Genomic DNA, 26,907 nt, shown 5'->3' with positions numbered 1-26,907 from the left:
CTATTCGGCCTCGATCCCGGCGGCCTTGATCACGCGGCCCCACTTCTCGGTGTCGAGCGACTGGAAGCGCGCCAGCTCGTCGGCGGTCGTGGTCCACGGCTCGGTGGCCGTGTTGGCGTAGAACGCGCCCGCATGGCTGCTGCGCGTGGCCTTGACGAAGAGCTCGCGCAGTGCATTCGCCACCGGCACCGGCGTCGCGGCGGGCACGTAGGCACCGAACCAGTAGCCGATGTCGTAGCCCTTGACCCCGGCTTCGGCGATGGTCGGCACGCCGTTCAGCAGCGGCATCCGCTGAGGCGTCGACACACCCAGCGGCCGCAGCTTGCCGGCCTGGATCTGGGCCAGCCCCGTCACGGTGTCGATGGCCATCAGGTCGATCTGGCCGCCCAGCAGGTCGGTCAGCGCGTTCGGGTTGCTCTTGTAGCCGACCCAGAGCATGTCGATGCCGCTCAGCTGCTTCAGCATCTCGACCGCGACCCGGCTCGACGAGTTGCCGCTGCCGAAGGTCAGCGTGCCCGGGTCGCGCTTCGCTTTGGCGAGCACGTCGCCCAGCGTCCTGTACGGCGAGTCGGGGCGCACCACCAGCACCATGCCGCCGCGGCCCAGGGCGGTGAGCGGCCTGAAGTCCCGTCCGGGGTCGTACGGCAGCTTCTTGAAGAGGTGGGGGTTGGCGGACTGCGTGCTGTTCGTCGTGACCAGCACCGTGTAGCCGTCCGCCGGCGCTCGTGCCGCCTGCTGTGCCGCGAGCATGCCCCCGGCGCCGGCCCGGTTGTCGACGATCACCGCCTGCTTCGTCTGCTCGGTGATCGACGCGGCCAGCGCACGGGCGAGCTGATCGGTCGCGCTGCCGGCGCCGAAGGGGATGATGAAGGTCAGGGGCTTGTCGGGGAAATTCGCCTGCGCGAAGGCGGCCGGGCCGAGCGCGGCGAGCAGCAGGCAGGCAAGGGTGGTGCGGCGGGTGGGCGTCATGGTGTCTCCGGGCGAAGGGGCAGGCCGCTCAGCGGCGCTTCTGCTGGGCGAGGAAGGTGTCGACCGCGTTCTTGTGCTCGGCGCCGCACAGCAGCATGGCCTGCATCGACGCGGCCATTTCGAGGGCCGTGCTCAGGGGTGCGGTGGCCGACTCACGGACCAGCGTCTTGGCCATCCGCAGCGCCCGGGGCGGCGTGGCCGCGATGCGCCGCGCCAGCGATGCCGCTTCGTCGTCGAGCCGGTCGGGGGCCACGACGCGCGACACGATGCCGTGGGCCAGTGCGGCCGGCGCGTCGAGGAATTCGCTGGTGAACGTCAGCTCCATCGCCTTCGACAGGCCGACCAGCCGGCTCAGGAACCATGCCCCGCCGATGCCCGAGATCAGCCCGAGCCGCAGGAAGCTTTCGGCGAAGCGGGCGCGCTCGCTCGCGATGCGGATGTCGCACATCAGCGCCAGATCGAACCCCGCGCCCACGGCGGCGCCGTCCACCGCCGCGATCAACGGCACCTCGATCGCCTGGGTGGCCCGCGTCACCCGGTGCAGCGTGGACGCCAGCCGATCCCGCACGTCTTCGACGCTGCCTTGCATCAGGTCCGCCCCCGCCTGCATGTCCTCGACGCTGCCGCCGGTGCAGAAATGGCGTGCCGAGGAGCGCAGCACCACGCACTGCACGCTCTGGGCCTTCGCGGTCTGCTCGAACGCGAGCGCCAGCGCCTCGCTCATCGCGACGGTCATCGCGTTGCCGTTGTCCACGGCGTTCATGGAAAGGGTGAGCACGCCGTCTTCGAGACGGCTCGTCACCAGCGCAGCGGCTTCGTGGGAATGGGTCATGTCGTGGGTCGGACGGTTCAGGGTTGCGAAAGCAGCGGGTCAACGGGACGCGTCGCAGGTGCGGACGGCCCCGCCGAGCAGCAGTGCCTGGATGCGCGCCGGCGACAGGCCGTAGTCCGCCAGCACCTCGGCCGAGTGCTGGCCCACCAGCGGCGGCGGCGATGCCGGCGTGCGGAGGTCTTCGCCGCCGGCCAGGCCGAAGCCCGGCAGCCGGACGTCGCCGGCCACCGGATGGTGGAGCGCGGTCTCGATGCCGCTGTGGCGGTACTGCTCGGAGGCGGTCACGTCCGCGTAGCGGGCGATAGGGGCACAGAGGATGTCCGCGTCGCCCAGCAGCCGCAGCCAGGCCGCGGTGTCGCGCTGCTGGAACGCCGTGCCCAGGGTTTCGTACAGCGCCGCTCGATGGGCGACCCGCGCGGCGTTGTCGGCGAAGCGTTCGTCGTCTGGCAGTGCCGGAAGATCCAGCACGCGGCACAGCGCGCGCCATCGATCCGGCTGGTAGGCGGCCACCATGATCCAGCCGTCGGCCGTCGGGAAGGCCTCGTTGGGCGCGGCATACGGTGCCGCGCTGCCGGTCTTCTCGGGCTCCTGCCCTGTGGCCAGGTAGAACGCGAAGCCCACCTGCTGCAGCATGAGCGTCGCGTTGTAGAGGCTGACGTCGAGGTGCTGCCCCGCATGGCCCAGCCGGACCTTCGCCAGCGCGCCCAGCACGCCCACGGTGGCGAGGTAGCCAGTCACCATGTCGGCGACCGGCGTCGACATCTTCATCGGGTCGGAGTGGCCATGGCCGACGGTGCTCATCAGCCCCGCGGCCGCCTGGATGATCCCGTCGACGCCGGCACGTTCGCGCCAGGGGCCGGTCTGCCCGAAGGCGGAGATGGAGCAATAGACGAGCCGAGGGTTGAGCGCCCGGAGCGTCTCGGCATCGAGGCCGAACCGGGCCATCACGCCGGGGCGGAAGCTTTCGATGAGCACGTCGGCCTGCACCGCCATCTCGAGGATCGTCCGGCGGCCCTCGGGCGACTTCAGGTCGACCGCGAGGCCGCGCTTGTTGCGGTTGACGCTGAGCGACACCACGCTCTCGCCGTTCAGGAAGGGCGGGCCGATCCGGCGCCCGAGCTCCCCCTCGGGTGGCTCGATCTTGACGACGTCGGCGCCCATGTCGCCGAGCATCATTCCGCACACGGGCCCGGCCACGACGTGGGAGAAGTCGAGCACCTTGAGGCCATTCAAGCAATCACTGAGCATGTCGGTGGTCCACCCCTGGAACCCTGGCGCGCCGGGATGACGGCAGGGGGCGGGAAGCTGCAGTGAGGATAGGAAGCCGGGCCCTGTGCGGGCAAACGACTTTATGGCCCGCCGCTTTGAGTTTTTCTCAAGGGCAGCGGCCGGCGGCGCCGTCGGCTACGCAGCGGCGCTGGCGGCCATCCATTCCCGGAAGGCCTGCAATGCGGCCGTCTCGGGCTTGTCCAGCGGCGACGCGAAGTAGTAGGTGTGCCGCCCCCGGTCCAGCGTGAAGGCGACCGGCGCGACCAGGGTGCCTTCGGCCAGTTCCTTCTCGACCAGTGCTTGCTGCGCGATGGCGATGCCATGCCCTTCGAGCGCGGCCTGGTACGCGAGCAAGGAGGTCTCGTACTTCATGCCGCGGTAGGGGTTGATGCCGGTGACCCCGGCGGCCTGGAGCCACAGGGCCCAATCGTCGGGGCGCGCCATCGAGTGCAGCAGCGTCTCGCCGGCCAGGGCCTGCGGCGAGGCCATCGCGCGCGGGGCTGCGTGGCGCGGGGCCATGACAGGCACCAGCAGGTTGGGCACCAGCCGCTGCGTGCGCAGTGCCGGCCAGTCGCCGTCGCCCAGCTGCACGCCGGCCTCGATGTCTTCGCGCTCGAAGTTCAGCGGCGCCGGCGACGTGGCCAGCTGCACGTCGATCGACGGGTGCTGCCGATGGAAGCTCGCCAGGCGCGGGATGAGCCAGCGCACGGCGAAGGTCGCGGGAGAACGGATCTTCAGCACATGGCGCCGATATCCGCCTCCCATCACCCGGTTGGTGGCCGTGCGCAGGGCCGCGAACAGCGGGCTGACTTCCGACAGGTAGCGGGCCCCCGCTGGCGTCAACTGGATGCCGCCCGGCACCCGGTCGAACAGCTGCACGGCGAGGAACTCCTCGAGCGCCCGGATCTGCCGGCTGACGGCGGCAGGCGTCACCGACAAAGCCTCGGCGGCCTTCGAGACGCTGAGCAGCCGGCCCGTGGCTTCGAAGGCCTTGAGCGGATTGAGCGGCGGCAGCGGGTCCATGGCGTCGGTACGGTGGAACGGGGGTCGTGAGCCGCGGGGGGCCGGCCGAATGCTAAGCGCTGGCCGTCCGCAGCCGATGGGATCGGCACGCCGGCCCCGCGCTGCTACGCTCAGCCACCGCTTCCCGAAGGGGTTCTGCATGGGTGCCAGCCTCCGCTTCGCCTGGCGAGCATTGCCGCTGCTGCTGGCGGGTGTCGTGCTGCTCGCGCTGTTCCAGGTGCATGGCGCGATCGTGCGCCAGGCGCTGCGCCTGCTGGGCGTCGGATCGGCCGAGCCGACGGTGCTGATGGTGGCCGACGGCTGCGGCCACGCGGTCTGGCTGCCCCCCGCGCTGGCCGTGCTGGCCGGCCAGGAGGCGGCGGCGCTGCAGTCGGACTGCGCCGCCAGCGGCCAGGCGCTGGTGTTGATGCCAAAAGCCGCCGAAGGCGTGCTCTTCGTCAACGGCGAGCCGTTCAGCGGCTTCCTGACCGGGGGCCGGCTCGCGTGGTTCTCGGGCCTGCGCTGGCGGCCCGGCGCGAACCTGGTGTCGGCCTGGCCCGTCGACGAGCGGCTGCGCTACCCCTTGCCGGCGCGGGGCGCGGAGGGGGCCAACCGCCAGCTGGCCGTGCTGGGCAGCCTGTCGCACGGCAGCGATGCCTTGCGCGCGCTGCTGTTGGTCGCCGACCTGCAGCTGGCCGCCGTGGTCGCCGAGCCCGCCCGGGCATCGGCGTCCGCACCGGCACCGGCGCCGGCGCTTGACGTCGACGAGGGCGCCAGCGGCCGCCGGCTGGAACTGGCGCGGGACGCGCAGGGCCGGGTGGCGGTCGAGGCCGAGGCCTGCCTGCGCGACGGCCATCCCGTGCTGCGCGATGCGCCGGCGCTGCCCGGCCCCGAGCTGCTGGGCCGCCTCTTCACCGCGATGGTGATCGGACCACCACGCGCGGCCAGCGACCTGGCCTGGCGGCGCCTGCCGCGCGCGGCCGCTGGCGACCGTGCGGCCGGCAGCCCCTGCACGCCAGTGCGCACCGCATACGTGGTCGAACAGGGCGAGGTGACCCTGTTCAAGTCGAGCGACTTCCTCGACCGCGACGGCGACCGCCTCGTGTTGCGCGGCTTCGGCGACACGCTGCGCATCGTGGGCCGTGCACCGCAGCGGGTGGAGGCCGACACCCTCGAATGGACCGGCGCCCCCGACCATCCGGACTGGCAGCTCGTGATCCTCGGGCACGAAGCGGCACGCCAGGCGGCACCGGCGGTGGAGGCTGCCGCATCGGCGGCGCCGCCGTCCGTCGCCGCCTCCGCGGCCGCGCCGGCCGAGCGGCGGCAGGGCCTGCTCGTCGCGCTGGCCGACCTGCGCCACCTGCTGCCGCCCGTGTGGACGGCCACGGCCTGGGCCCTGGCCGCTGCCGCGCCGGCGGCGCTGATCCTGTGGGCCCTGCGCCGGGGCTGGCCGGCGCCCCGGCCCGCGCGTGTGCATGCGGCCCACACCGGCCTGGTGGCGCTGCTCGCGTTCATGGCGGCCTTTGCATTGCAGCCGGTGCTGCTGCAGCTCACGCGCCTGTTCGTGGGCGCCTTCGGCTTCCTGAACCTGGCGGGCGTGCCCATGCCGGGCGTGCCGGCCGGCGACCTGTCCGCGCCGATCGCCCTGTGCGCCGCGTTGCTGGTCGTGCCGATTCTGCGCGGTGCCGGTGCGCCGCGCGGCGGCTGGCTGCACCGGGTCACCGCCTCCACGGCGGCGCTGCTGGCGGTCGGGCTGCTGCTGGCCGCGCTGGGCGCGCACAGGGCCTTGCAGTTGCTGTCGGTCGATGCCCCCGCGCTGCTGGCCGAACTGCCCGGCGGATGGCTACCGGACGCGGCCGACGACCCGGCCTCGGCCCGGGGCACGGCGCTCATGCTGCTGCTGGGCGCGTGGGGGGCCGGTGGCCTGCTGCTCTTCTGGACGGCCACCTACTGGCTGTTCCGCGTCGCGGTGCCGGCGGCGCCGGTGATCGGCGCGGCCGTCGGGGCCGGGCTGCTGCTCTTCGCCCTGCCGCTGACGCAGGGCGTGGCCGACCTGGCCTGGGTCGCGGCCATCGGCTTGGGCGACGGCGATCCGATGGCGCGGGCGATGGTGCCGGGGCTGCAGATGGGCGATCCCGCCATCGCGCTCGTCTCGGTGTCATCGGGCGCCTTCGTCGTGCTGGTGGTGGTCGTGCTGCTGCGCGCGTTCCGCGAGGTCGCCGCCGCGATGCTGTCCCCGGCCGGCGGCGCCCGCCTGCGCCGGGTGCTGCGCACACGCTGGCTGCTGCTCGCGGCGCTGGTGATCGTCTGGCCGATGGTCGACCGCTCGTGGGCGCAGCCGCAGATCCTGCACGCGACGACGTTCCAGCTGATGTCGTTCTTCCAGGCCTTCGGCGCGCTGCTGGCGGTGCTGGTGCCGCTGGCCGTGGCGCAGGAGCACGAGGCCGGCCGGCTGCCGCCGCTCGTCGGGCCCGCCGCGCCGCCCTTCTTGCTGCCCGCGGCACTGGTCGGCCTGATGGCCGCCACCTTCGCGGGCTACCTCAGCCTGTGGAACCGCGAGCCGCTGGCCGTGGCGCTGGTGATGGTCGCGGGCTGGGCCGTGTTCATGCACGGGATCGTCGACCGCGGACGCGGCGCCCCCGCGCCGCCCGCGCCCGGCCTGGCGCAGAAGCTGGCGGCGCACATGGCCGAGAGCCGCCTGCTCCGCTCGCGCCGCGCCAGCGTGGAGAAGCTGTTCGGCGAAGGCCGGACTTCCGCGGCGCACCTGCATGCGCAGCGCGCGGAGATCGACAAGGCGCAGCGGGTCCTCGACCAGGCCCTCGGCATGCCGCAGGACGAGGCGCGCCGCCGGCTGTTCTTCCACGGCCCGGGCGAGACGCCGCTGGGCAATGCTCGGCGCGCCGCGCTGGCCGGCATCGCGGTCGGCCTGTTCCTGCAGCTGCTGGTGCAGTTCCAGTGGGCCGGCGCGGCCGCCAGCACCAAGAGCACCTGGCTCACCGCACTCGGCAAGTTCGTGGTCGTCGATCCGCAGTACCGCGTGATCGCCCACGACGGCTCGGGGTCGCGCGTGCTGGCGTTCTGCGGCGAGCTGCTCAATGCGATGGCGGTCTGGGCGGTTGCCGGCTTTCTCTTCGGCTACGTCTTCCACCTGATCCGCGGCCGCGATGGCTTCATGCGCGCGGCGGTCTTCGGCATGGGCATCACCGTGCCCTACCTGCTGAGCCAGGCGCTGGTGTCGGGGGCGGCGGGGGTGCCGGTGCAGACGCTGCTGCGGGTGGTGCCGCTGCTGGTGTTCCTGCTCGCCGCCGGGGCCTTGCTCTTCGACGGCGCCCGGCTGCGCAACGGCGGCGTCAGCATCGCCCGGCTGCCCGAGATCTACGGCCTCAAGACCAGCGTGGGCTACCTGTCGTTCGCCGGCCTGCTGGCCGGCGTGCAGCCCCTGCTGGACCTGCTGGGGTGGCTGTCGGGCAAGTGAGGCGCCGCCTTCGGGCCGGGCGATCCGCCGGTCGTTGCCGTTGGTCCGGTGCCGACCTGCCTGTGCCGCTGCGCGAGCCCTTCCACGAACCGCCCGAACGCATCGAGCAGCGGCGCGCCGTCGAACGCCGGCCCCTCCAACACCGCCAGCGCCTGCACGGTCGCCTCCAGCGTCGAGACCTGGTTGGCACGCCGCGCCGCCCGGATCGCGCGATAGCGGGTGGGCGGCGGGGCGTCCAACGACAGCCGCGGCAACCCGGCCAGGGCCGGGTGTTCGAACAGCATCCGCAGGCTCTTGCGCCAGGTCGCGTCGATCACCACCAGCCGCAACGGCACACCCGGCGGCAGCATCAAGGCCGGCGGCGGTGGCGATGCGGCCGGCATGTCGGGATAAAGCAGGCACGCTCGCCCTGCGGAGCGATGCAGCAGGGCCTGCAGCGCTTCAGGCGCGAAGCGGTCGCCGACGACCACCTCGCACCGCGCCAGCGACAGGCGCAGCAGCGCCGCGCTGTTCTTCGGCTGGCGCTGCTCCTGCGGGTGCTGCAGCACCAGCACCTCGGTGCGGTGTGCGGTCGGCTGGGCGAGCGCGCACAGGCAGCTCGCCTGTGGCCGCCAGCAGCGTGTGCAGGTCGCGCGGCGGAGGAGGGAAGGGCCGTTCACCCGGGCATGGTCGCATGGCGCGCGCTACTGCCCGGCCCGGCGTCACCTTCGCGACCGGCCGCGGCACGGGCCGGTGGTTCAATCATCCGGTTGCCCCAAGCGAAGGAGACACGCATGACCTGGGACTATTCGGCCAAGACCGTCGATCTGCTGAAGCGCCTGACCGCGTTCTTCGACGAGCACATCTACCCGAACGAGGCGCGCTACGAGGCGGAGATGGACGCCTTCCGCCGTGGCGGCGACGCCTGGCAGCAGCCCGCGGTGGTCGAGGAGCTGAAGGTCATCGCCCGCCGGCAGGGCCTGTGGAACATGTTCCTGCCGCACGAGTACCGCGGCGTGCCGGGCATCAGCAACCTCGACTACGCGCCGCTGTGCGAGGTGATGGGCCGCGTGGCCTGGTCGGGCGAAGTCTTCAACTGCTCGGCGCCCGACACCGGCAACATGGAAACCCTGGAGCGCTACGCCACGCCCGCGCAGCAGGACCGCTGGCTGCAGCCGCTGCTCGACGGCAGGATCCGCTCGGCCTTCCTGATGACCGAGCCAGCGGTGGCGTCGTCGGACGCGACGAACATCCAGTGCGACATCCGCCGCGACGGCGATCACTACGTGATCAACGGCCGCAAGTGGTTCTCGTCGGGCGCGGGCAGCCCGCACTGCGCGATCTACATCGTGATGGGCAAGACGGACGTGCATGCGCCGCGGCATGCCCAGCAGTCGATGATCCTGGTGCCCGCCGGGACACCGGGCGTCGAGGTCGAGCGGCACCTCAGCGTCTTCGGCTACGACGACGCGCCGCACGGCCACATGGAGGTGTCGCTCACCGACGTGCGCGTGCCGGTGGAGAACATCCTGCTCGGCGAGGGCCGCGGCTTCGAGATCGCGCAGGGCCGCCTCGGCCCGGGCCGCATCCACCACTGCATGCGCTCCATCGGGGCGGCCGAGCGAGCGCTGGAGATGATGATCGACCGCCTGCAGACGCGTGTGGCCTTCGGCAGGCCGCTGGCCGAGCAGTCGGTCTGGCACGAGCGCATCGCCGAGTCGCGCTGCATGATCGACCAGGCCCGCCTGCTCACGCTGAACGCCGCGCACAAGATGGACACGGTGGGCAACAAGGCCGCGCAGGCCGAGATCGCGATGATCAAGGTCGTCGCGCCGAACGTGTCCTGCAAGGTGCTCGACTGGGCGATCCAGGCGCACGGCGCCGCCGGCGTCAGCCAGGATTTCTGGCTCGCCCGGGCCTATGCGCACCAGCGCACCGTGCGCATCGTCGATGGCCCCGACGAAGTGCACCGCCGCGCGATCGCCAAGCTGGAGCTGGCCAAGCGCACCGCCGCGCGCGGCCTGTAGGCACGCAAGGCCCCGCGGCTGGCGCGGTGCGGGCGCCGACGGCTTGCAGCGGCGCGCCAGCCGGCGCAGCATGGAGGCACACGCACAAACACCGAGGTGTCCCATGGCTGCTTCCACCTTCTCATCGGCCCTGCCTGTGCTGGCCGGCCTTGCTCTGGCCGGCTGCGCCGCCTACGGCCCCGGCGCCGTGCAAACGGGCCAGACGGCGCAGCAGGTCGCGGCGTCGATGGGCGAACCCACCGGCCGCCACGCCTTGCCGCAGGGCGGCACGCGGCTCGAGTACGCACGTGGACCGATGGGCAAGCACACCTACATGGTCGACCTGGGTGCCGATGGCCGCGTCACCGGCTGGCAGCAGGTGCTGACCGAACCCAACCTCTTCGCGCAGGCGCAGCCCGGGGTGCCGGTGGACACGCTGCTGCGCGAGCTGGGCCATCCTTCGGAACGCCGCCATGGCGGCTGGCAGGGCGGCGAGGTGTGGTCGTACCGCTACGATGCCTGGGGATGCCTGTGGTTCCAGGTGTCCGTGGTCGGCGGCCAGGTGAAGGACGCGGCCCAGGGCATCGACCCGGCCTGTGACGCGGGTGGCAACGACAAATCAGAATGACGATCACGGTTTACGGCATCCCCAACTGCGACACGGTCAAGCGTGCCCGCGGCTGGCTCGAAGCGCACGACATCCCTTACCAGTTCCACGACTTCAAGAAGGCCGGCGTGCCGGCCTCCCGGCTGCAGGCCTGGCTGCAGGCCGTGGGGTGGGAGGCACTGGTCAACCGCAAGGGCACCACCTGGCGCAAGCTCGACGACGCCACGCGGGCAGGTGTGGCCGACGATGCCAGCGCCGCGTCGCTGATGGCGGCGCAGGCCAGTGTGATCAAGCGGCCGGTGGTGGAGTGGGCCGACGGCGGCGTCACCGTCGGCTTCGACGCGGCGGAGTGGGCGAGACGCGCCTGACGGGCGCGCCGAGGGGTCAGGGGCCGGCGAGTGCCAGCGCAAAGCCCGCCTCGGCCATCACCTTCCCGTTGACCAGCAGGTCCACCCGGTGCCACCCGGCGTGGTAGCGGCGGGTGGTGATCTCCTTCAGTGCGTGGCGCTTGCGCAGCACACGCTGCTCGCCTGCGGCGAGCGTGAGCCGCCAGCCCTTGAACACCTTGGCCGTCGCGCCGCCACGGGCCTTGACGTGGTGGACCGCATAGTCGACCTCCAGCGCCTGCGGCCCGCGGGCGGTGGACACGAGCGTCGCCTCGATCGTGACGCCGTCGCCGCCGAGCACGGCCTGCGCCGGCGTGACCACCAGCACGGCATGGCCTTGCAGCGCTGCGCCCAACCCCCAGGCGGCCAGCGCGCCGGCATCGCCGCGCTTGATCAGCGTGCGGCTGGCGTGGCGCAGCAGCGCCCGGCGTTCGGCCGTGGCGCCGGGCAGGTGGCGCGCGAGCCATCCGGTGACAAGGCCGGGGTGGTCCTTCGCGATGTCGTTCAGGTGGTTGGCGACGCTGCGGCGCACATAGTCGCTGGGGTCGTCCTGCAGGCGTTCGAGCAGCGGCAGGGTCGGCGAGGGGTCGGCGATCAGCGACTTCAGCTGCAGGCCCCACGGCAGCCGGGGCCGGCTGCCTTCACTGACGAGGCGGCGCACGTGGGCGCTCGGGTCAACGCACCAGCGCTGCAGCGTGTCCCACGTGAGAGCAGGGTGGTTGACGATGAAGGGGCGCAAGGCCCACTCGGCCGTGAGCCGCTGCGTCATCGCATGCAGCGCGGCCAGTGCGCGCTCGGGGTGCACCTGGCCGGCGCGCGCGACGTAGTCCGTCATCGGCCAGACGATCCAGCCCGCCAGGCCGTCCACGGCGGGGCGGGCGGGGGTGCCTTCGGACGCGGGGGCGAGCGAGGCCTCCAGCACCCCGCAGGCGGCATCGAAGTCGGCCGGCAGCGTGGCTTCGAGCGCCGCGCTGATGTGGCCGGCGCGGGCCTTGAGTTCGAGTGTGTCGAGGCCGCCCTCGGCCAGCGCCTCGAAGCGGCTCCGGTCGAAGGCGGGCCAGGCCCGCTGGAGGTGGTGGCCGGCCTGGCGCACCAGGGCGGCGTTGAGGAGGTTCTTGAAGGGTTCGGCCATCAGGAGGCCGAGGGTAGCGTCAAACGTCGTGTTCCCGGCGCAGCTCGTCGAACACGGCGGCCACGTGCGCGCCCACCGCGACGTTGGGCGGCAGCGGCCCGGGCGGCGCCGGGCGGCCGAGCAGGAAGCCCTGCGCTTCGTCGCAGCCGTGGTGGTACAGCAGCGCCAGCTGCTCGGGCGACTCGACGCCCTCGGCGACGACCCGCATGTCCAGGCTGTGCGCCATCGCGATCACGCCGCGTGTGATCGCGGTGTCCTCGCGGCCCTGGGGCAGGCCGCGGATGAAGGAGCGGTCGATCTTCAGCGTGTGGGCAGGGAACCGCTTGAGGTAGGCCAGCGAGGAGTAGCCGGTGCCGAAATCGTCGATCGCGATGCGCACCCCGGCCTCGCGCAGGCGGTGCAGCATGCGGCCGCCCCGGTCCGGGTCGTGCATCAGGACGCTCTCGGTGATTTCCAGCTCCAGCGCCTCGGCGCCGAGGCCGTGTTCCGCCAGCGTGCCCAGCACGTCGTCGATCAGTGTCGCCGCGGCGAACTGGCGCATCGACAAGTTGATGGCGCAGGGCGGCACCTCGATGCCGTGGCGACGCCACTCGCGGATCTGGCGGCAGGCGGCCTGCAGCACCCAGCGGCCGATCGGGACGATCTGGCCGCTCTCCTCGGCCAGCCCGATGAACATGTCCGGCATCAGCAGGCCGCGCTGCGGATGCTGCCAGCGCAGCAGCGCCTCCATGCCCGACATGCTGCCGTCGGCGAGGCGGAACTTGGGCTGGTAGACCAGCCGCAGCTCGCCCTGCCCGGCGGCGCGCACCAGGTCGCCCTCCAGCGAGAAGTGCTCGGCGGCGCGCTGCGCGAGCTGCGCCGTGTAGTACTCGAAGGTGTTCTTGCCTTGGGCCTTGGCCAGGTACATCGCGGCGTCGGCGTTTTTCAGCAGCGCGGCCGCGTCCTCGCCGTCGGCCGGGTACTGGGCGATGCCGATGCTGCACGACACCTGGAGCTTGAGGCCGTCCACCGACAGCGGCTGCGCGATGGCCTCGAGCGCCCGGGTGGCCACCGACGACAGCGCCACGGCGTCGGCGCAGTGGTCGACGAGCAGCACGAACTCGTCACCGCCCAGCCGCGCCAGCACGTCGCTGTCGCGCAGCAGCGCCCGCAGACGGCCGGCGGTGTGCTTCAGGAGTTCGTCGCCGGCCGCGTGGCCCAGGTGGTCGTTGATGTTCTTGAAGCGGTCGAGGTCGAGCAGCATCACCGCGAAGCCGCCCTGGCCGCGGTGTGCGCGCACCAGGGCGCGGTCGAGCTCGAGGGCGAAGAGATGCCGGTTGGGCAGGCCGGTGAGCGCGTCGAAGCGCGCCAGCTGCTCCACCTGCTGCTCCGCCTCCACCGAGCGCGTGACGTCGCTGCCGACCCCCCGGTAGCCGAGGAAGCGGCCGTTCGAGTACACCGGCTCGCCGCTGATGCGCAGGTGGTGGTGGCCGCCCTCCGGCGCTGCGAGCGTGAACGTGAAGCAGCGGAATGCGAGCCGGTCGGCGCAGCGCCCGCTGTACTCCGCCAGCGCTTCAGGGCGGGCGGCGATGCTGGCTTCGCCGACGCAGGCCTTGCCGATCAGGTGGGCCGGGTCGAGCGTGGTGGCCGCGTGCCGGCCGATCGACACGTGGGTGAAACGGCCCTGTTCGTCCTGCTCCCAAAGCCAGTCCGACGACAGCGACAGCAGGCTCGCCAGGCGGCTGCGGCTGGTTTCGAGTGCGTGGTTGAGGCTCGCCAGCTCGCGCGAGGCGATGTCCTGGGCGCGTTCGAGCAGCCGGCGGTCCTGCTCCGCCTCGCAGTAGCTGCGGCTCAGGCCGTGCAGCAGCGCCGCCCATGCCTCGGGTTCGGCGGGCGGCTGTTCGGTCGTGAGGCCGGCGCGACGCAGTTGCCGCAGCAGGGTCTCGTGCAGCGGCGCGGCGGAGCTCGGTGCGTGCATCGGGGGCAGGCGCTTCACGCCTCGGCCAGTGCGGTGAGGGCGAGCGTTTGGTGGTGCAGCTCGGTGCAGCCGCCCGGCAGGGCCGGCGAGAACTCGCCGAAGGAATAGAAACCGACCCGTCCGCAGGCACGGGCGCCGTGGTCCAGCACCGCATCGAGTTCGTCCCCGGTGCGTTCGCCCATCACGATGCGGCGCCCGAGGCAGCTCACCGAGATCACCAGCGACTCGGCGCCGGCCGGCAGACGCGCTGCGGCGGCGGCCGAGGCCTGCGCCGCGCTGGCCACGAGGTCGTCCACGCGCGTGCGCATCAGGCGGGCCATGCCCCCCACGGGCGCGCTGCCCGACAGCACCAGCGCGCGCCGCGCCTCGTCGACGGCCAGCACGCTGCGAACCAGGGGCGCCTCGGGGCCCGGCCCCTCTGCGCGCCGCACCGACAGCGGGAACCGCAGGGCCGAGCCGGGCAGCTCCATGGCGAGCTCGCCGAGGTAGCGCTTGTACAGCTCGAGGGCGGGCTGGCCGTCGAGCTCGAACAGCACGTTGCCCCGGGCGCGGGTGATGCGGCGCTCCGGCCCGAGATCGGCCCAGCCGGTGGCGTGTCCCTGGCCGAAGCACAGGCGCTCGCCGTACAGCCCCACCAGGCAGGCGCGTGCGGGCGCCGGCAGGTGGCGGTCGTGCCCGTAGACCCAGGTGGTCGCGAGGCGGCCGCGGTCGCCGGCCATGCCGCCCGTGACGGGCACATGCTCGGGCAGGCAGCGCGTCAGCCCGCGCAGCAGGGCCGTGCCGTCGACGCACAGGCCGTCGGAGACGGCGAACACCATGCGCAGGCCCTTGCGCGGCATCTGCGCCGCCAGCCGCGCACCGGCGTCTTCCGAGTCCGCGAGCTCCGCCACCGTGGTGGTGGCGGCATGCAGCCGTGCGTGCTCGAAGCGCACGACCGCCACCGTCAGGGTGTCGTCGAGCAGCCAGTCGCCCGAGATCTCGCCGCCGGAAGAGCAGCCCAGGTGGACGGACGACGGGAAGGCGTCGGCGAGGTCGAAGAACGGTGCCGGGTCGTCGATGAAGCCGCCCGCGCCGAACACCAGGACCAGCGTGTGGTGGCCGTCGAGCCCGGCCGGCAGGGCGGGTACCCAGCCGGTGGCAGGGCGGTATTCGGAGGTGCAGACGTGCATGACGGGCCGGACGGAGGGGGTGCAACCATGTTGCCCCCTTCTTCGGCACGCCATGCCGTCAATTGATACCTAAATCAGTATTTTCATTTGTTATCGATTGCGGCATTCAGGCGTCGAGCAGCTGCCTCAGCACGAAGGGCAGGATGCCGCCGTGCTGGTAGTACTCGACCTCGATCGGCGTGTCGATGCGCAGCGTCACCGCCACCTCCTGGCGGCTGCCGTCGGCGCGCTGGATCCCCAGCACCGCATCGGCCTGCGGCCTGAGTGCGCCGCCGATCGCCACGTCGATCACCTCGTCGCCCTTCAGGCCCAAGCTCTCCCATGAATCGCCGGGCTTGAACTGCAGCGGCAGCACGCCCATGCCGACCAGGTTGGAGCGGTGGATGCGTTCGAAGCTGCGCGCCACCACGGCCTTGATGCCCAGCAGCTGCGTGCCCTTGGCGGCCCAGTCGCGGCTGGAGCCGGTGCCGTATTCCTCGCCGGCGAAGATCACGGTGGGGGTGCCCTCGGCGATGTACTTCATCGCGGCGTCGTAGATGAACATCTTCTCGCCGCCCGGCTGGAAGAGCGTGACGCCGCCTTCCTCGCGCGAGCCGTCGTCCCCCGCGGGAATCATCAGGTTCTTGATGCGCACGTTGGCGAAGGTGCCGCGCATCATCACGTCGTGGTTGCCGCGGCGCGAGCCGTAGCTGTTGAAGTCGGCCTTCTGCACGCCGTTCGCCTTGAGCCACTGGCCGGCGGGCGAGCTTTCCTTGATCGAGCCGGCCGGCGAGATGTGGTCGGTGGTGATCGAGTCGCCGAAGAGGGCCATCACGCGCGCGCCGCGGATGCCCGCGGCAGCGGCCTCGGCGGCCGGCGGCTGCAGCGCGAAGTCCTTGAAGAAGGGCGGCTCGGCGATGTAGGTGGAGGACGGCCAGTCGTACACCTGTCCCGCCACGCCCTTGATCTTGTTCCACAGCGGGCCCGGCTCCGACTTCACCTTGTCGTAGTTGGCCTTGAAGGCCTTGCCGTTCATCGCGTACTTCATCTGCGCGTAGACCTCGTCGCTCGTGGGCCAGATGTCGCCGAGCCACACGGGCCGGCCCTTCTTGTCGTGGCCGACGGGTTCGGTCATCAGGTCGCGGTTGACGGTGCCGGCGATCGCGTAGGCCACCACCAGCGGCGGCGAGGCGAGGAAGTTGGCCTTCAGGTTCGGATGGATGCGTGCCTCGAAGTTGCGGTTGCCCGAGAGCACCGCGGCGCAGACCAGGTCGTTCTTCGTGATCACCTCGTTGAGCTCCGGGGTCAGGTCGCCGGCGTTGCCGATGCAGGTGGTGCAGCCGTAACCCGCGAGGTTGAAGTTGAGCTTCTCCAGGTAGGGCAGCAGGCCGGCCTTCTCGAGGTATTCGGTGACGATGCGCGAGCCGGGGGCGAGCGAGGTCTTGATGTGCGGCGCCACCTTCAGCCCGCGTTCGACGGCCTTCTTCGCGAGCAGGCCGGCGGCCAGCATCACGCTGGGGTTGGAGGTGTTGGTGCACGAGGTGATCGCGGCGATCAGCACGTCGCCGTTGCCGATCGACACCTCGGGGGTCTTCTTCTGCTCGACGGGCGCCTGCGATTCGGCGGCCTCCAGCGTCGGGCGGTTGCCGCTCATCTCGGCCAGCGGGCGCGGGGCGCCGGCAGGTTCGGCCGGGTGGGGCGGCTCGGGCTGGTGCTGCGCGCGGGCTTCCTCGGCGCGCACCACGTGGCGCGTGAGCAGCAGCTCGGCCGGGCGGTTGAAGCCGTTCTCGGCCACGGGCTTCGCGAACAGCGACGCGAACTGCGACTTCACGTTGCCGAGCTCGATGCGGTCCTGCGGCCGCTTGGGCCCGGCCAGGCTGGGCGTGACGCTGCCGAGGTCCAGCTGGATGACCTTGGTGTAGTCGATGTCGCCCGGCATCGGCACGCCGAACATCTTCTGCGCGCGGAAGTAGGCCTCGAAGGCTTCGATCTCGGCCTTGGTGCGGCCGGTGCCCTTGAAGTATTCGATCGTCTTCTCGTCGACCGGGAAGAAACCCATCGTCGCGCCGTACTCGGGCGCCATGTTGCCGATGGTGGCGCGGTCGGGCACCGAGAGGCTGCGCGTGCCTTCGCCGAAGAACTCGACGAACTTGCCCACCACCTTCTCGCGCCGCAGGATCTCGGTGACGGTGAGCACCATGTCGGTGGCGGTCACGCCTTCGCGCAGCGCGCCGCTCAGCTCGAAGCCGACCACGTCGGGCGTCAGGAAGTACACCGGCTGGCCGAGCATGCCGGCCTCGGCCTCGATGCCGCCCACGCCCCAGGCCACCACGCCGATGCCGTTGATCATCGTGGTGTGGCTGTCGGTGCCGACCAGGCTGTCGGGGTAGTAGGTGCCGTCCTTCGACTTGTGCACGCCGCGCGCCAGGTACTCGAGGTTCACCTGGTGCACGATGCCGAAGCCCGGCGGCACGACACGGAAGGTGTCGAAGGCCTGCATGCCCCATTTCATGAACTGGTAGCGCTCCTGGTTGCGCTGGAACTCCAGCCGCATGTTCAGGTCGAGCGCCTTCTTCGTGCCGTAGTGGTCGACCATGATGGAGTGGTCGACCACCAGGTCCACCGGCACCAGCGGCTCGATGGCCTTGGGGTTCTTGCCGAGGCCGGCCGCCACCGAGCGCATGGCGGCCAGGTCGGCCAGCAGCGGCACGCCGGTGAAGTCCTGCAGCACCACGCGGGCGACGACGAAGGGGATCTCGTCGATGCGTTCGGCCGTGGCCTGCCAGTTGGCGAGCTGCGCCACGTGCTCGGGCGTCACCTTCTGGCCGTCACAGTTGCGCAGCACCGACTCCAGCACGATGCGGATCGACACGGGCAGCCGGTTCACGTTCGGGTAGGTCTTCGCGAGCTGCGGCAGCGAGAAGAACCGGCCTGACTTGCCGGAGGCGGTGGTGAAGGTCTTCAGCGTCTTGGAGAAGGCGTGGGCTTTTGGCATGGGCAGCTCCGGGTGAGGGGTGCGGGCGATTGTGCCGAGCCGGGGACGACAGTGCAGTCCCGCGGGGAAAACTTCTTCCCCGGTGCGAAGCGGCGGCCGTATGCTGGTCCGGGGAGGGCATCGTGATGCCGCACACGCCAAGCAGGACCCGGCGCCGCCTGCTGGCGGCGGCCGTCGCATGGATCGGGCAGGCCGCCTGGCTGGCCACCGCCGGCGCACAGGGCATGCCGGCCGAGCCGGCCGGCGTGCAGGCCGCGGCACCGCCGGCGATGCTGCTGGCGCGCGAGTTTGGCCCCGGCGATGATCCCGCGCACTACCTGGTGAGCGAGAAGTTCGACGGCGTGCGAGCCCAGTGGGATGGCCGCACGCTGCGTTTTCGCGGCGGGGGCCGCGTGCCCGCACCGGACTGGTTCACGGCGCGGCTGCCGCTGCAGGCGCTCGACGGCGAGCTGTGGCTCGGCCGCGGCCGCTTCGACGCGCTGTCCGGCATCGTGCGGCGCGAGGTGCCCGACGACGGCCAATGGCGGCAGGTGAAGTACCTCGTGTTCGAGCTGCCCGGTGCCGGGGGCACGTTCGAGGAACGTGTGGCGGAGATCCACCGCCTCGTGGCCGAGGCCCGCTGGCCGCAGCTCGTCGCGGTGGAACAGGCCCGCGTGCCGGACCGCCCGGCGCTGCGGCGCCGGCTCGATGCGGTCGTGCGGGCCGGCGGCGAAGGGCTGATGCTGCACCGGGCCGATGCCCCGTACCACACCGGCCGCAGCGACGCGCTGCTGAAGCTCAAGCCCCGGCAGGACGCCGAGGCGGTGGTCATCGGCCACCTGCCGGGCAAGGGCCGGCACACGGGCCGGCTGGGGGCGCTGCGGCTGCGCACGCCGGAGGGCGTCGTCTTCCAGCTCGGCACCGGCTTCACCGATGCGCAGCGCGAGGCGCCGCCGCCGGTCGGCGTGCTCGTCACCTACCGCCACCACGGCTTCACCGCCAAGGGCGTGCCGCGCTTCGCCAGCTTCGTGCGCGTGCGGGAGGCGTTCTGATGCGGCGCCCGACTACGGCACACTGCCCGGCCATGACGCATCGCACCGCCCTCCCACCGATCGCCACGCTGCGCGAGCGCATCGCGCGCGGCGAGCTGAGCCACGAAGCGCTGGTCGCCCAGGCGCTGGCTGGCGCCCGCTCGCCGGCCGCGCAGCACGTGTTCACGCAGCTCTACGCGGACGCCGCGCTCGCCGCGGCCCGCCATGCCGATGCCGCGCTGCAAGCGGGCGTGCAGCTCGCGCCGCTGGCCGGGCTGCCGGTGTCAATCAAGGACCTCTTCGACGTGGCCGGCGAAACCACGCTGGCCGGCTCGGTCGCGTGCCGCGACGAGCCGCCCGCGGCGGCCGACGCCCCGTGCGTGGCACGCCTGCGGCGCCAGGGCGCGGCCATCGTCGGCAAGACCAACATGACGGAGTTCGCCTTCTCCGGCGTGGGCATCAACCCGCACCACGGCACGCCGCGCAACCCGGCCGATGTGCAGGTCGCGCGCATCCCCGGCGGCTCGTCGTCGGGTGCGGCGGTGTCGGTGGCGCTGGGGCTGGCGGTCGTCGGGCTCGGTTCCGACACCGGCGGCTCGATCCGCATCCCGGCCGCGCTGAACGGGCTGGTGGGCTTCAAGCCCACGCAGGCGCGCGTGCCGCGCACCGGTGCGTTCGAGCTGTCGCGCACGCTCGACACCGTGTGCGCCATGGCGCGCTGCGTCGACGACTGCCTGGTCGCCGATGCCGCGATCGCCGACATGCCGCTGTCGGTGCGCCGCCGCCCGGTGGCCGGCCTGCGGCTGGCCGTGCCGCGCACGCTGATGTTCGACGGCATCGAGCCGGCCGTGGCCGGCGCGTTCGAGCGCGCGGTGCAACGGTTGTCGCAGGCCGGCGCGCTGATCGAGGAGATCGCGTTCGCCGAACTGGCCGAGATCGCCACGCTCAACGCGCCCGGCGGCTTCTCGTCGGCGGAGGCGTTTGCGGTTCACCGCGAGCGGCTGGCGACGGACCGGGCCGCGTTCGACCCGCGCGTGGCCGCGCGCATCGCGCTTGGCGAGCCGGTGAGCGCGGCGGACTACATCCGCCTGCACGATCGCCGGGCGGGCTGGATCGCGCGTGCGGAGGGAAGGCTAGAAGGCTTCGACGCGCTGTTGTGCCCGACCGTGCCGATCGTCGCGCCGCCGATCGCCGAGCTGGCCGCGTCCGACGAGGCCTTCTTCAAGGCCAACGGCCTGCTGCTGCGCAACACTTTTGCGATCAACTACCTCGACGGCTGTGCGTTCAGCCTGCCGTGCCACGCGCCGGGCGAGCTGCCGGTCGGGCTGATGCTGGCCTCGGTGCGCGGCGACGACGCGCGGCTGGCGGCGGCCGCGCTGGCCGTCGAATGCGCCCTGGCCCAACCCCACTCCTGATTCGACATGGCTCTGAGCTTCTTCTGGCACGACTACGAGACCTTCGGCATCTCGCCGCGGCGCGACCGGCCTTCGCAATTTGCCGGCATCCGTACCGACGAGGCGCTGAACGAAATCGGCGACGCGCAGATGCTGTATTGCGCACCGGCACCCGACTACCTGCCCAACCCCGAGTCGTGCCTGCTCACCGGCATCCTGCCGCAGACCTGCCTGGAGCGCGGGCTGCCCGAGCACGCCTTCGCCGCGGCGATCGAGCAGCAGCTCGCGCAGCCCGAGACCATCGGCGTGGGCTACAACTCGATCCGCTTCGACGATGAGGTGACGCGCCATCTCTTCTGGCGCAACCTGATCGACCCCTACGGCCGCGAATGGCAGAACGGCTGCGGGCGGTGGGACCTGCTCGACGTGGTGCGCACCTGCTGGGCGCTGCGGCCCGAGGGCATCGAGTGGCCGACGCATGAAGACGGCCGCGCCTCGTTCAAGCTGGAGCACCTGACCGCCGCCAACGGCCTGGCGCACGAGGCGGCACACGATGCGCTGTCGGACGTGCGCGCGACGATCGCGCTGGCGCGGCTGATCCGCGAGCGGCAGCCGCGGCTGTGGGAGTTCTGCCTGAAGCTGCGCGGCAAGCACGCCGTGATGGCCGAGATGGAGAGCGCGCAGCGGCAGGGCAAGCCGTTCCTGCACCTGTCGGGCATGTACGGGCCCGAGCGCGGCTGCATGGCGCTGGTGTGGCCGCTGGCGCCGCACCCGACGAACAAGAACGAGGTCATCGTGTGGGACCTGGCGCAGAACCCGCAGGAGCTGTTCACGCTGAACGCGGCCGCCATCCGGGAGCGCATGTTCAGCCGCGCCGACGCGCTGCCCGGAGGGGTGGCGCGGCTGCCGATCAAGACGATCCACGTGAACAAGTCCCCCATCGTCATCGGCAACCTGAAGACGCTGACGCCGGCCGTGGTGGCACGTTGGAACATCGATGTGGACCAGGCGCTGCGCCACGCGGAAGTGGCCGCGCGCGGCCAGGGCCAGATGGCCGGCATCTGGCCGGAGGTGTTCGAGCGGCCCAAGCCGGCCGAGGCGCCCGATGTCGACGAAGACCTGTACGGCGGCTTCATCGGCAACGAGGACCGGCGCATGCTGCAGCGGCTGCGCAGCTCGTCCCCAGAGGCACTCGCCGCCCGCCCGCCGGCGTTCGCCGACGAGCGGCTGGACGAGCTGTTCTTCCGCTACCGCGCGCGCAACTTCCCCTCAACGCTGTCCGACGCGGAGCAGCAGCGGTGGCGCGCACACTGCGCCGCCCGCCTGCACGACGGTGCGGGCGGGGGCCTGTCGCTGCAGGCGTTCTTCGAACAGATCGATACCCTCAGCGAAACCGCCGACGAGCGCGGGCAGGACATCCTCGGCGCGTTGTACGACTACGCGGAGCAGATCGCGCCGGCGCATTGACGGTCCGCGCGGCTTGACGACGCTGCGGCTGCCGGCCTGAAAAAAAGGCCCGCCGGACGATGCCGGCGGGCCGTTCTGCCTTGGAGGCGGCGAGGCTCAGGCCGTCACGCCCTTCGCCACGTCGGCGTACTCCTCGATCTGGTCGAAGTTCATGTAGCGGTACACGCTGCCGGCATCCTTGTTGATGATGCCCATGGCGTCGTGGTACTCGGCCACGGTCGGGATCTTGCCGAGCTTCGATGCGATCGCGGCCAGTTCGGCCGAGGCCAGGAACACGTTGGTGTTCTTGCCCAGGCGGTTCGGGAAGTTGCGGGTGCTGGTCGACACCACCGTCGCGCCTTCACGCACCTGCGCCTGGTTGCCCATGCACAGCGAGCAGCCGGGCATCTCGGTGCGGGCGCCGGCGGTGCCGAAGCTCGCGTAGTGGCCTTCCTTGATCAGCTCGTTCTGGTCCATCTTGGTCGGCGGCGCGACCCACAGCTTGACCGGGATGTCGCGCTGGCCGCCCAGCAGCTTGGCCGCGGCGCGGAAGTGGCCGATGTTGGTCATGCACGAGCCGATGAAGGCTTCGTCGATCTTGGTCCCGGCCACCTCGGACAGCGTTTTCGCGTCGTCCGGATCGTTCGGGCAGCACAGGATCGGCTCCTTGATGTCGGCCAGGTCGATCTCGATGACCGCGGCGTACTCGGCATCCTTGTCGGCCTCGAGCAGCTGCGGGTTGGCCAGCCAGGCCTCGACCTTCTCGATGCGGCGCGCGAGGGTCTTCGCGTCCGCGTAGCCGTCGGCGATCATGTTCTTCATCAGCACGACGTTGCTGGTGAGGTATTCCTTGATCGGCTCGGGGTTGAGCTTGATCGTGCAGCCGGCGGCCGAGCGTTCGGCCGAGGCGTCGCTCAGCTCAAAGGCCTGTTCCACCTTCAGGTCGGGCAGGCCTTCGATCTCGAGGATGCGGCCGGAGAAGATGTTCTTCTTGCCGGCCTTGGCCACGGTCAGCAGGCCGGCCTTGATGGCGTACAGCGGGATCGCGTGCACCAGGTCGCGCAGCGTCACGCCGGGCTGCATCTGGCCCTTGAAGCGCACCAGCACCGATTCCGGCATGTCCAGCGGCATCACGCCGGTGGCGGCGCCGAAGGCCACCAGGCCCGAGCCGGCCGGGAAGCTGATGCCGATCGGGAAGCGGGTGTGCGAATCGCCGCCGGTGCCCACGGTGTCGGGCAGCAGCAGGCGGTTCAGCCAGCTGTGGATCACGCCGTCGCCCGGGCGCAGGGCCACGCCGCCGCGGTTGCTGATGAAGGCCGGCAGCTCGCGGTGCGTCTTCACGTCCACGGGCTTGGGGTAGGCCGCGGTGTGGCAGAACGACTGCATCACCAGGTCGGCCGAGAAGCCCAGGCAGGCCAGGTCCTTCAGCTCATCGCGGGTCATCGGGCCGGTGGTGTCCTGGCTGCCGACGGTGGTCATGCGCGGCTCGCAGTACGTGCCGGGGCGCACGCCCTGGCCTTCCGGCAGGCCGACGGCGCGGCCGACCATCTTCTGCGCGAGCGTGAAGCCGGCCTGCGTCGCGGCGGGGGCTTGCGGCAGGCGGAACACGGTGGAGGCGGGCAGGCCGAGGAACTCCCGGGCCTTGGCGGTGAGCGAGCGGCCGATGATCAGGTTGATGCGGCCGCCGGCGCGCACTTCGTCGAACAGCACGTCGCTCTTGAGCTTGAACTCGGCCACGGTCTCGCCGTTCTTCACGAGCTTGCCGTCATAGGGCAGCACGTCGATCACGTCGCCCATCTCCAGCTTGGAGACGTCGACCTCGATCGGCAGCGAGCCGGAGTCTTCCTGCGTGTTGAAGAAGATCGGGGCGATCTTGCCGCCCAGCGTGACGCCGCCGAAGCGCTTGTTGGGCACGAACGGGATGTCCTGGCCGGTGGCCCAGATCACGCTGTTGGTGGCCGACTTGCGCGACGAGCCGGTGCCGACCACGTCGCCGACGTAGGCGACCAGGTGGCCCTTTTTCTTCAGGTCGTCGATGAACTTCATCGGGCCGCGCTTGCCGTCTTCCTCGGGCTTGAAGGCCGCGTCGGGGCGCGTGTTCTTCAGCATCGCGAGGTAGTGCAGGGGGATGTCCGGGCGGCTCCAGGCGTCGGGCGCCGGCGACAGGTCGTCGGTGTTGGTCTCGCCGGGCACCTTGAAGACGGTGACGGTGATCTTCTTCTCGACCTCGGGGCGCGAGGTGAACCACTCGGCGTCGGCCCAGGACTGCATCACTTCCTTGGCCTTCGCGTTGCCGGCCTTGGCCTTGTCGGCGACGTCGTTGAAGTAGTCGAACATCAGCAGCGTCTTCTTCAGGCCTTCGGCCGCGACGCCCGCCACCTCCGCGTCGTCGAGCAGCTCGATCAGCGGATGCACGTTGTAGCCGCCCACCATGGTGCCCAGCAGTTCGGTGGCCTTGGCCTTGCTGACCAGGCCGACCTGGATGTCGCCGTGCGCGACGGCGGCCAGGAAGCTGGCCTTGACCTTGGCGGCGTCGTCGACGCCGGGGGGCACGCGGTGCGTCAGCAGGTCGAGCAGGAATGCGTCCTCGCCAGCGGGCGGGTTCTTGATCAGCTCGATCAGCTCGGCGACCTGCTTGGCGTCGAGCGGCAGCGGCGGGATGCCGAGCGCGGCGCGTTCGGCGGCATGTTGGCGATAGGCTTGCAGCATGTTGTCGGGCTCCATGAGGGCGTGCGGATCGGGAAGCGGAAGGGCTCAGGCCTTGGGCACGATGAGCTTGAGTCCCTTGAAATACTCTCGGTAGAAGGCGTCGTCGCGGGTGATCAGGCCGTTGCACTGAAGCAAGGCGTGGGCCCCGATGAGGAAGTCGGTGGCCGCGCGTTCGCGCCGGCCGCCACGCGCGCGGAAGCGGCGGTACATGTGGCCGGCGCGCATCGCCGCCTGCTCGGTGCCGGGCAGGTGGCGGATGCCGAGGGTGGCCAGCGTGTCCATCAGGCTGACCGAGGCGTCGAGCATCGCCTGCACCTCGGTGACGACCGCATCGCAGACGACGACGTCGTCTGCGGCCAGCGCCTCGGTGATGCAGCCTTCGGACGCGTCGGCGTAGTGGGGGTCGCCGATCAGCACGTCGATCAGGACGGAGGAATCGACCGCGATCATCGTGCGGTCACTCGTCGGCCGGGTCGCCGGGGGCGCGGCCGCGGATGGCGCGCAGGGCGGCGTCGGTGGTGTCCAGGCCATCGGCGAGCTTGAACTTGCCACGCACCTTGCGCAGGGCTTCGCTCACATCCTTGCGCAGGATGATGCGCCCGCCGTCCAGCTCGATCTTCAGGACGCTGCCCTTGGTCAAGCCCAGCGCATCGCGCACGGCTTTGGGCAGCGTGATCTGTCCGCGTTCAGCGACAGTGGCTTCCATGGCGGTACCTGCAGGCATGATTCAGTATGCAAGGATTCTACATACCGTCGCCTTCCGATGGAAGCGTTCAGATGGCAGCCATCGGCCGCCGCCTCCTGCCGGGTCGTCAGGGAGGGGTCGAGGCAGCCGGGGCCGCGGGTTCGGCGATCGCCGCCGGCGCGGCGGCCACGGCCGCGGCCTTGGCCGGGTCGATGCCGAGCGACGACACGGGCGGTGCCGACTGCATCGCCAGGCGCGCAGCGCGCTGGCGCTCGTGCAGGCACTCGTCGACCATGCGCTGGCCGGCCTTGACGTCCATCAGCATCGACTTGTTGGCGATCTGGATCATCAGGGCGCGGCCCTTGACGTCCTCCAGGCGCAGCGCGCCGGTGCTGGACATCACCGGCTTCATCACGTAGACCTGCTTCTTGAAGTCGACGTCGACATATCCCGGATGTTTCGGGTTCACGGCCACCGACAGTGTCTGGTCGAACTCACAGCTGTAGCCGCCGAAATACGTCTGGTCCGCGGCAGCCAGCTGTTCCGGCGGTGCATCGGGCAGCGGTGCCTCGACGACGGGCGCCGGCGCGGGCTTCTTGGCCTTGGCCGCCGGCTTGCGCGCGGGCTGGGTGTTCTTCGCCTTGGCGGCGGGCTTGGCGGCCGGTTCGTTGGCGTGGGAGAGCGCGGGCGCGGCCAGCGCGGCGCAGATCAGCGGGAGCAGGGCATGCGAGCGGCGGAAGTTCATGAAGAATCCCCTAAGGAAAGCGGCGTAACTCGTTGATTGTCGCGCTGATTACGGCGCTGCAGCCGACGAAATTGTGTCCGCGCGACCGCATTGCGCGGGCCCGCATGATGCGCCGATCCATCAGTGGGCATCGAAGAATATGCGGCGTACTTCGGCAGGTAGTTGCGGGCCCCCGGTGTAGGACGTGCGGTGCGCGCGTTCCAGCACGTGCCAGAAGTACCGGAAGCTGGCCCGGTCGTGCAGGGTGTCGTTGTGGCGGATCGGAGCCCAGTCGGCTGCCTGCGCGGCCGAGATGATGTCGATCGCGAGGTCGACCTCGGCAGTGGACGGGGTGAAGGCGTCGACGATGTGCCGGATCTGCGCGGGGTGGATGCTCCACATGCGCGTGTAGCCGAACTGGCGGCACGCCTTCGTCGCGGCTTCCTGCAATGCGGCGGGGTGCTTGAACTCCGTGACGACGCAATGCGAGGGCGTCTTGCCGTGCGCGTGGCAGGCCGCCGCGATCTCCAGCTTGGCGCGGACCACCAGCGGGTGCTCGAACTGGCCCTTGACGCTCATGCCGCTGGCCGGAATGGCGCCGCGGTGCGCCGAGACGAAGTCCATCAGCCCGAACGACAGCGACTGGATGCGCGGGTGTGCGGCCAGTGCAAACGCTTCGTGCAACGCGCCGTGCGTCTCCACAAGCGCGTGCACGGGGATCTCGCGCTGCAGCCCGGCGCTGCGGGCCGCGGCATCCAGCACGTCGATGCCGCGCTGCAGTTCGGCGACGCTGCGCACCTTCGGCAGCATCAGGTAGGCCAGCCGCGAGCCGGCGCGGCGCACGAGGGTGTCGACGACGTCACCGAAGGCCTCGTGGTCGGCCGTGACGGCGCGTGCGCCCACGCGGCCGAAGCTGTTCTGCGGCGAGTCGACCAATTCGGCGATCAGGGCCGCATGCTCGCGTTCGCCGCCGACCGGCGCGCCATCCTCGCAATCGAGCGTGACGTCGAACACCGGGCCCATCTGCGCCTGGAGTTCGATGCTCTTGCGCATCCGCTCCTCGACGCCCGCGTAGTGATCGCATACCGGCAGCGATTCGGCAGCGTCCCCCTCCTCGAAGAGCGCTTGCCGGGGATGAATCTTCTGGCTCATGGCTGGCTGCCTCCAACAGCAAAAAGGCCG

General features: G+C 71.3%; 21 protein-coding genes. 7 read left to right on the top strand and 14 right to left on the bottom strand.

The annotated features are described in order from the left end of the window. The 4 genes from V4F39_RS05200 to V4F39_RS05185 form a co-directional block, all read right to left on the bottom strand. Window positions 1-969: a Bug family tripartite tricarboxylate transporter substrate binding protein gene (locus V4F39_RS05200; protein WP_332288245.1), complete on the bottom strand. Its 969-nt coding sequence runs from the start codon at window positions 967-969 to the stop codon at window positions 1-3. 28 nt (window positions 970-997) lie between these two features. Continuing rightward, window positions 998-1,801: an enoyl-CoA hydratase-related protein gene (locus V4F39_RS05195; RefSeq protein ID WP_332288244.1), complete on the bottom strand. Its 804-nt coding sequence runs from the start codon at window positions 1,799-1,801 to the stop codon at window positions 998-1,000. 39 nt (window positions 1,802-1,840) lie between these two features. Next, window positions 1,841-3,049 (bottom strand): CaiB/BaiF CoA transferase family protein, encoded by a 1,209-nt coding sequence (locus V4F39_RS05190; protein ID WP_332288243.1) that lies wholly within the window; start codon window positions 3,047-3,049, stop codon window positions 1,841-1,843. A gap of 156 nt (window positions 3,050-3,205) precedes the next feature. Next, window positions 3,206-4,093: a LysR substrate-binding domain-containing protein gene (locus V4F39_RS05185; protein ID WP_332288242.1), complete on the bottom strand. Its 888-nt coding sequence runs from the start codon at window positions 4,091-4,093 to the stop codon at window positions 3,206-3,208. Window positions 4,094-4,232: 139 nt separating this feature from the next. On the opposite strand from V4F39_RS05185, the gene V4F39_RS05180 reads away from it, so the two are divergent. After that, window positions 4,233-7,547, top strand: a complete 3,315-nt coding sequence (locus V4F39_RS05180) for a hypothetical protein (protein ID WP_332288241.1) — start codon at window positions 4,233-4,235, stop codon at window positions 7,545-7,547. On the opposite strand, the gene V4F39_RS05175 is transcribed toward V4F39_RS05180, so the two are convergent. Then, window positions 7,472-8,206 carry a tRNA-uridine aminocarboxypropyltransferase gene (locus tag V4F39_RS05175; RefSeq protein WP_332288240.1) on the bottom strand — a complete coding sequence of 245 codons (735 nt, stop codon included), beginning with the start codon at window positions 8,204-8,206 and terminating at the stop codon, window positions 7,472-7,474. The two genes, V4F39_RS05180 and V4F39_RS05175, sit on opposite strands and share 76 nt — an antisense overlap. Before the next feature lie 114 nt (window positions 8,207-8,320). Between V4F39_RS05175 and V4F39_RS05170 the strand changes: the two genes are divergently transcribed. The 3 genes from V4F39_RS05170 (at window position 8,321) to V4F39_RS05160 (ending at window position 10,507) form a co-directional block, all read left to right on the top strand. After that, window positions 8,321-9,553, top strand: a complete 1,233-nt coding sequence (locus tag V4F39_RS05170; RefSeq protein WP_332288239.1) for an acyl-CoA dehydrogenase family protein — start codon at window positions 8,321-8,323, stop codon at window positions 9,551-9,553. Window positions 9,554-9,656: 103 nt separating this feature from the next. Further along, a complete protein-coding gene (locus V4F39_RS05165; protein WP_332288238.1) occupies window positions 9,657-10,160 on the top strand; it encodes a hypothetical protein in 504 nt (167 codons plus the stop codon). Beyond that, the gene (locus V4F39_RS05160; RefSeq protein WP_332288237.1) at window positions 10,157-10,507 is read left to right on the top strand and encodes an ArsC family reductase; all 351 of its coding nucleotides are present in this window, start codon (window positions 10,157-10,159) and stop codon (window positions 10,505-10,507) included. The genes V4F39_RS05165 and V4F39_RS05160 overlap by 4 nt, the downstream gene beginning before the upstream one ends. Before the next feature lie 16 nt (window positions 10,508-10,523). Here V4F39_RS05160 and V4F39_RS05155 read toward each other — a convergent pair whose 3' ends face one another. The 4 genes from V4F39_RS05155 to V4F39_RS05140 form a co-directional block, all read right to left on the bottom strand. After that, window positions 10,524-11,657, bottom strand: a complete 1,134-nt coding sequence (locus V4F39_RS05155; RefSeq protein WP_332288236.1) for a DNA alkylation repair protein — start codon at window positions 11,655-11,657, stop codon at window positions 10,524-10,526. Between the two features lie 19 nt (window positions 11,658-11,676). Next, complete coding sequence (locus V4F39_RS05150) at window positions 11,677-13,632, bottom strand: putative bifunctional diguanylate cyclase/phosphodiesterase (protein WP_332288235.1); 1,956 nt, start codon at window positions 13,630-13,632, stop codon at window positions 11,677-11,679. Beyond that, the gene (locus V4F39_RS05145; protein WP_332288234.1) at window positions 13,629-14,783 is read right to left on the bottom strand and encodes an FIST signal transduction protein; all 1,155 of its coding nucleotides are present in this window, start codon (window positions 14,781-14,783) and stop codon (window positions 13,629-13,631) included. Before V4F39_RS05145 ends, V4F39_RS05150 begins: the two co-directional genes overlap by 4 nt. A 106-nt stretch (window positions 14,784-14,889) precedes the next feature. Then, the gene (locus V4F39_RS05140) at window positions 14,890-17,757 is read right to left on the bottom strand and encodes an aconitate hydratase (RefSeq protein WP_332288233.1); all 2,868 of its coding nucleotides are present in this window, start codon (window positions 17,755-17,757) and stop codon (window positions 14,890-14,892) included. A 125-nt stretch (window positions 17,758-17,882) separates the two neighbouring features. Here V4F39_RS05140 and V4F39_RS05135 point away from each other — a divergent pair, with 125 nt between their 5' ends. The 3 genes from V4F39_RS05135 to sbcB are packed head-to-tail and all read left to right on the top strand — an operon-like array spanning window position 17,883 to window position 21,628. Beyond that, window positions 17,883-18,788 (top strand): DNA ligase, encoded by a 906-nt coding sequence (locus V4F39_RS05135; RefSeq protein ID WP_332288232.1) that lies wholly within the window; start codon window positions 17,883-17,885, stop codon window positions 18,786-18,788. Window positions 18,789-18,820: 32 nt separating this feature from the next. Continuing rightward, a complete protein-coding gene (locus V4F39_RS05130) occupies window positions 18,821-20,182 on the top strand; it encodes an amidase (protein ID WP_332288231.1) in 1,362 nt (453 codons plus the stop codon). A 6-nt stretch (window positions 20,183-20,188) separates the two neighbouring features. Further along, the gene (sbcB, locus tag V4F39_RS05125; RefSeq protein WP_332288230.1) at window positions 20,189-21,628 is read left to right on the top strand and encodes an exodeoxyribonuclease I; all 1,440 of its coding nucleotides are present in this window, start codon (window positions 20,189-20,191) and stop codon (window positions 21,626-21,628) included. A 96-nt stretch (window positions 21,629-21,724) separates the two neighbouring features. On the opposite strand, the gene acnB is transcribed toward sbcB, so the two are convergent. The 5 genes from acnB to V4F39_RS05100 all read right to left on the bottom strand — a co-directional run bounded on the left by acnB (window position 21,725) and on the right by V4F39_RS05100 (window position 26,877). Next, entirely contained in the window at window positions 21,725-24,316 is a 2,592-nt protein-coding gene (gene acnB / locus V4F39_RS05120; protein WP_332288229.1) for a bifunctional aconitate hydratase 2/2-methylisocitrate dehydratase, read from the bottom strand. A 45-nt stretch (window positions 24,317-24,361) separates the two neighbouring features. Beyond that, entirely contained in the window at window positions 24,362-24,766 is a 405-nt protein-coding gene (locus V4F39_RS05115) for a type II toxin-antitoxin system VapC family toxin (protein ID WP_332288228.1), read from the bottom strand. Between the two features lie 7 nt (window positions 24,767-24,773). Continuing rightward, window positions 24,774-25,022: an AbrB/MazE/SpoVT family DNA-binding domain-containing protein gene (locus V4F39_RS05110; RefSeq protein WP_332288227.1), complete on the bottom strand. Its 249-nt coding sequence runs from the start codon at window positions 25,020-25,022 to the stop codon at window positions 24,774-24,776. A 106-nt stretch (window positions 25,023-25,128) separates the two neighbouring features. Next, window positions 25,129-25,746 carry a hypothetical protein gene (locus V4F39_RS05105; protein ID WP_332288226.1) on the bottom strand — a complete coding sequence of 206 codons (618 nt, stop codon included), beginning with the start codon at window positions 25,744-25,746 and terminating at the stop codon, window positions 25,129-25,131. Between the two features lie 120 nt (window positions 25,747-25,866). Next, window positions 25,867-26,877, bottom strand: a complete 1,011-nt coding sequence (locus V4F39_RS05100) for an HpcH/HpaI aldolase/citrate lyase family protein (protein WP_332288225.1) — start codon at window positions 26,875-26,877, stop codon at window positions 25,867-25,869. Between the last annotated feature and the right edge of the window lie 30 nt (window positions 26,878-26,907).

The organism is Aquincola agrisoli (assembly GCF_036621135.1).
GTDB classification, from domain to species: Bacteria; Pseudomonadota; Gammaproteobacteria; order Burkholderiales; family Burkholderiaceae_C; genus Aquincola; species Aquincola agrisoli.
The sequence above is the reverse complement of the archived record's forward strand: the minus strand, read 5'-3'. Positions and strand labels throughout refer to the sequence as shown.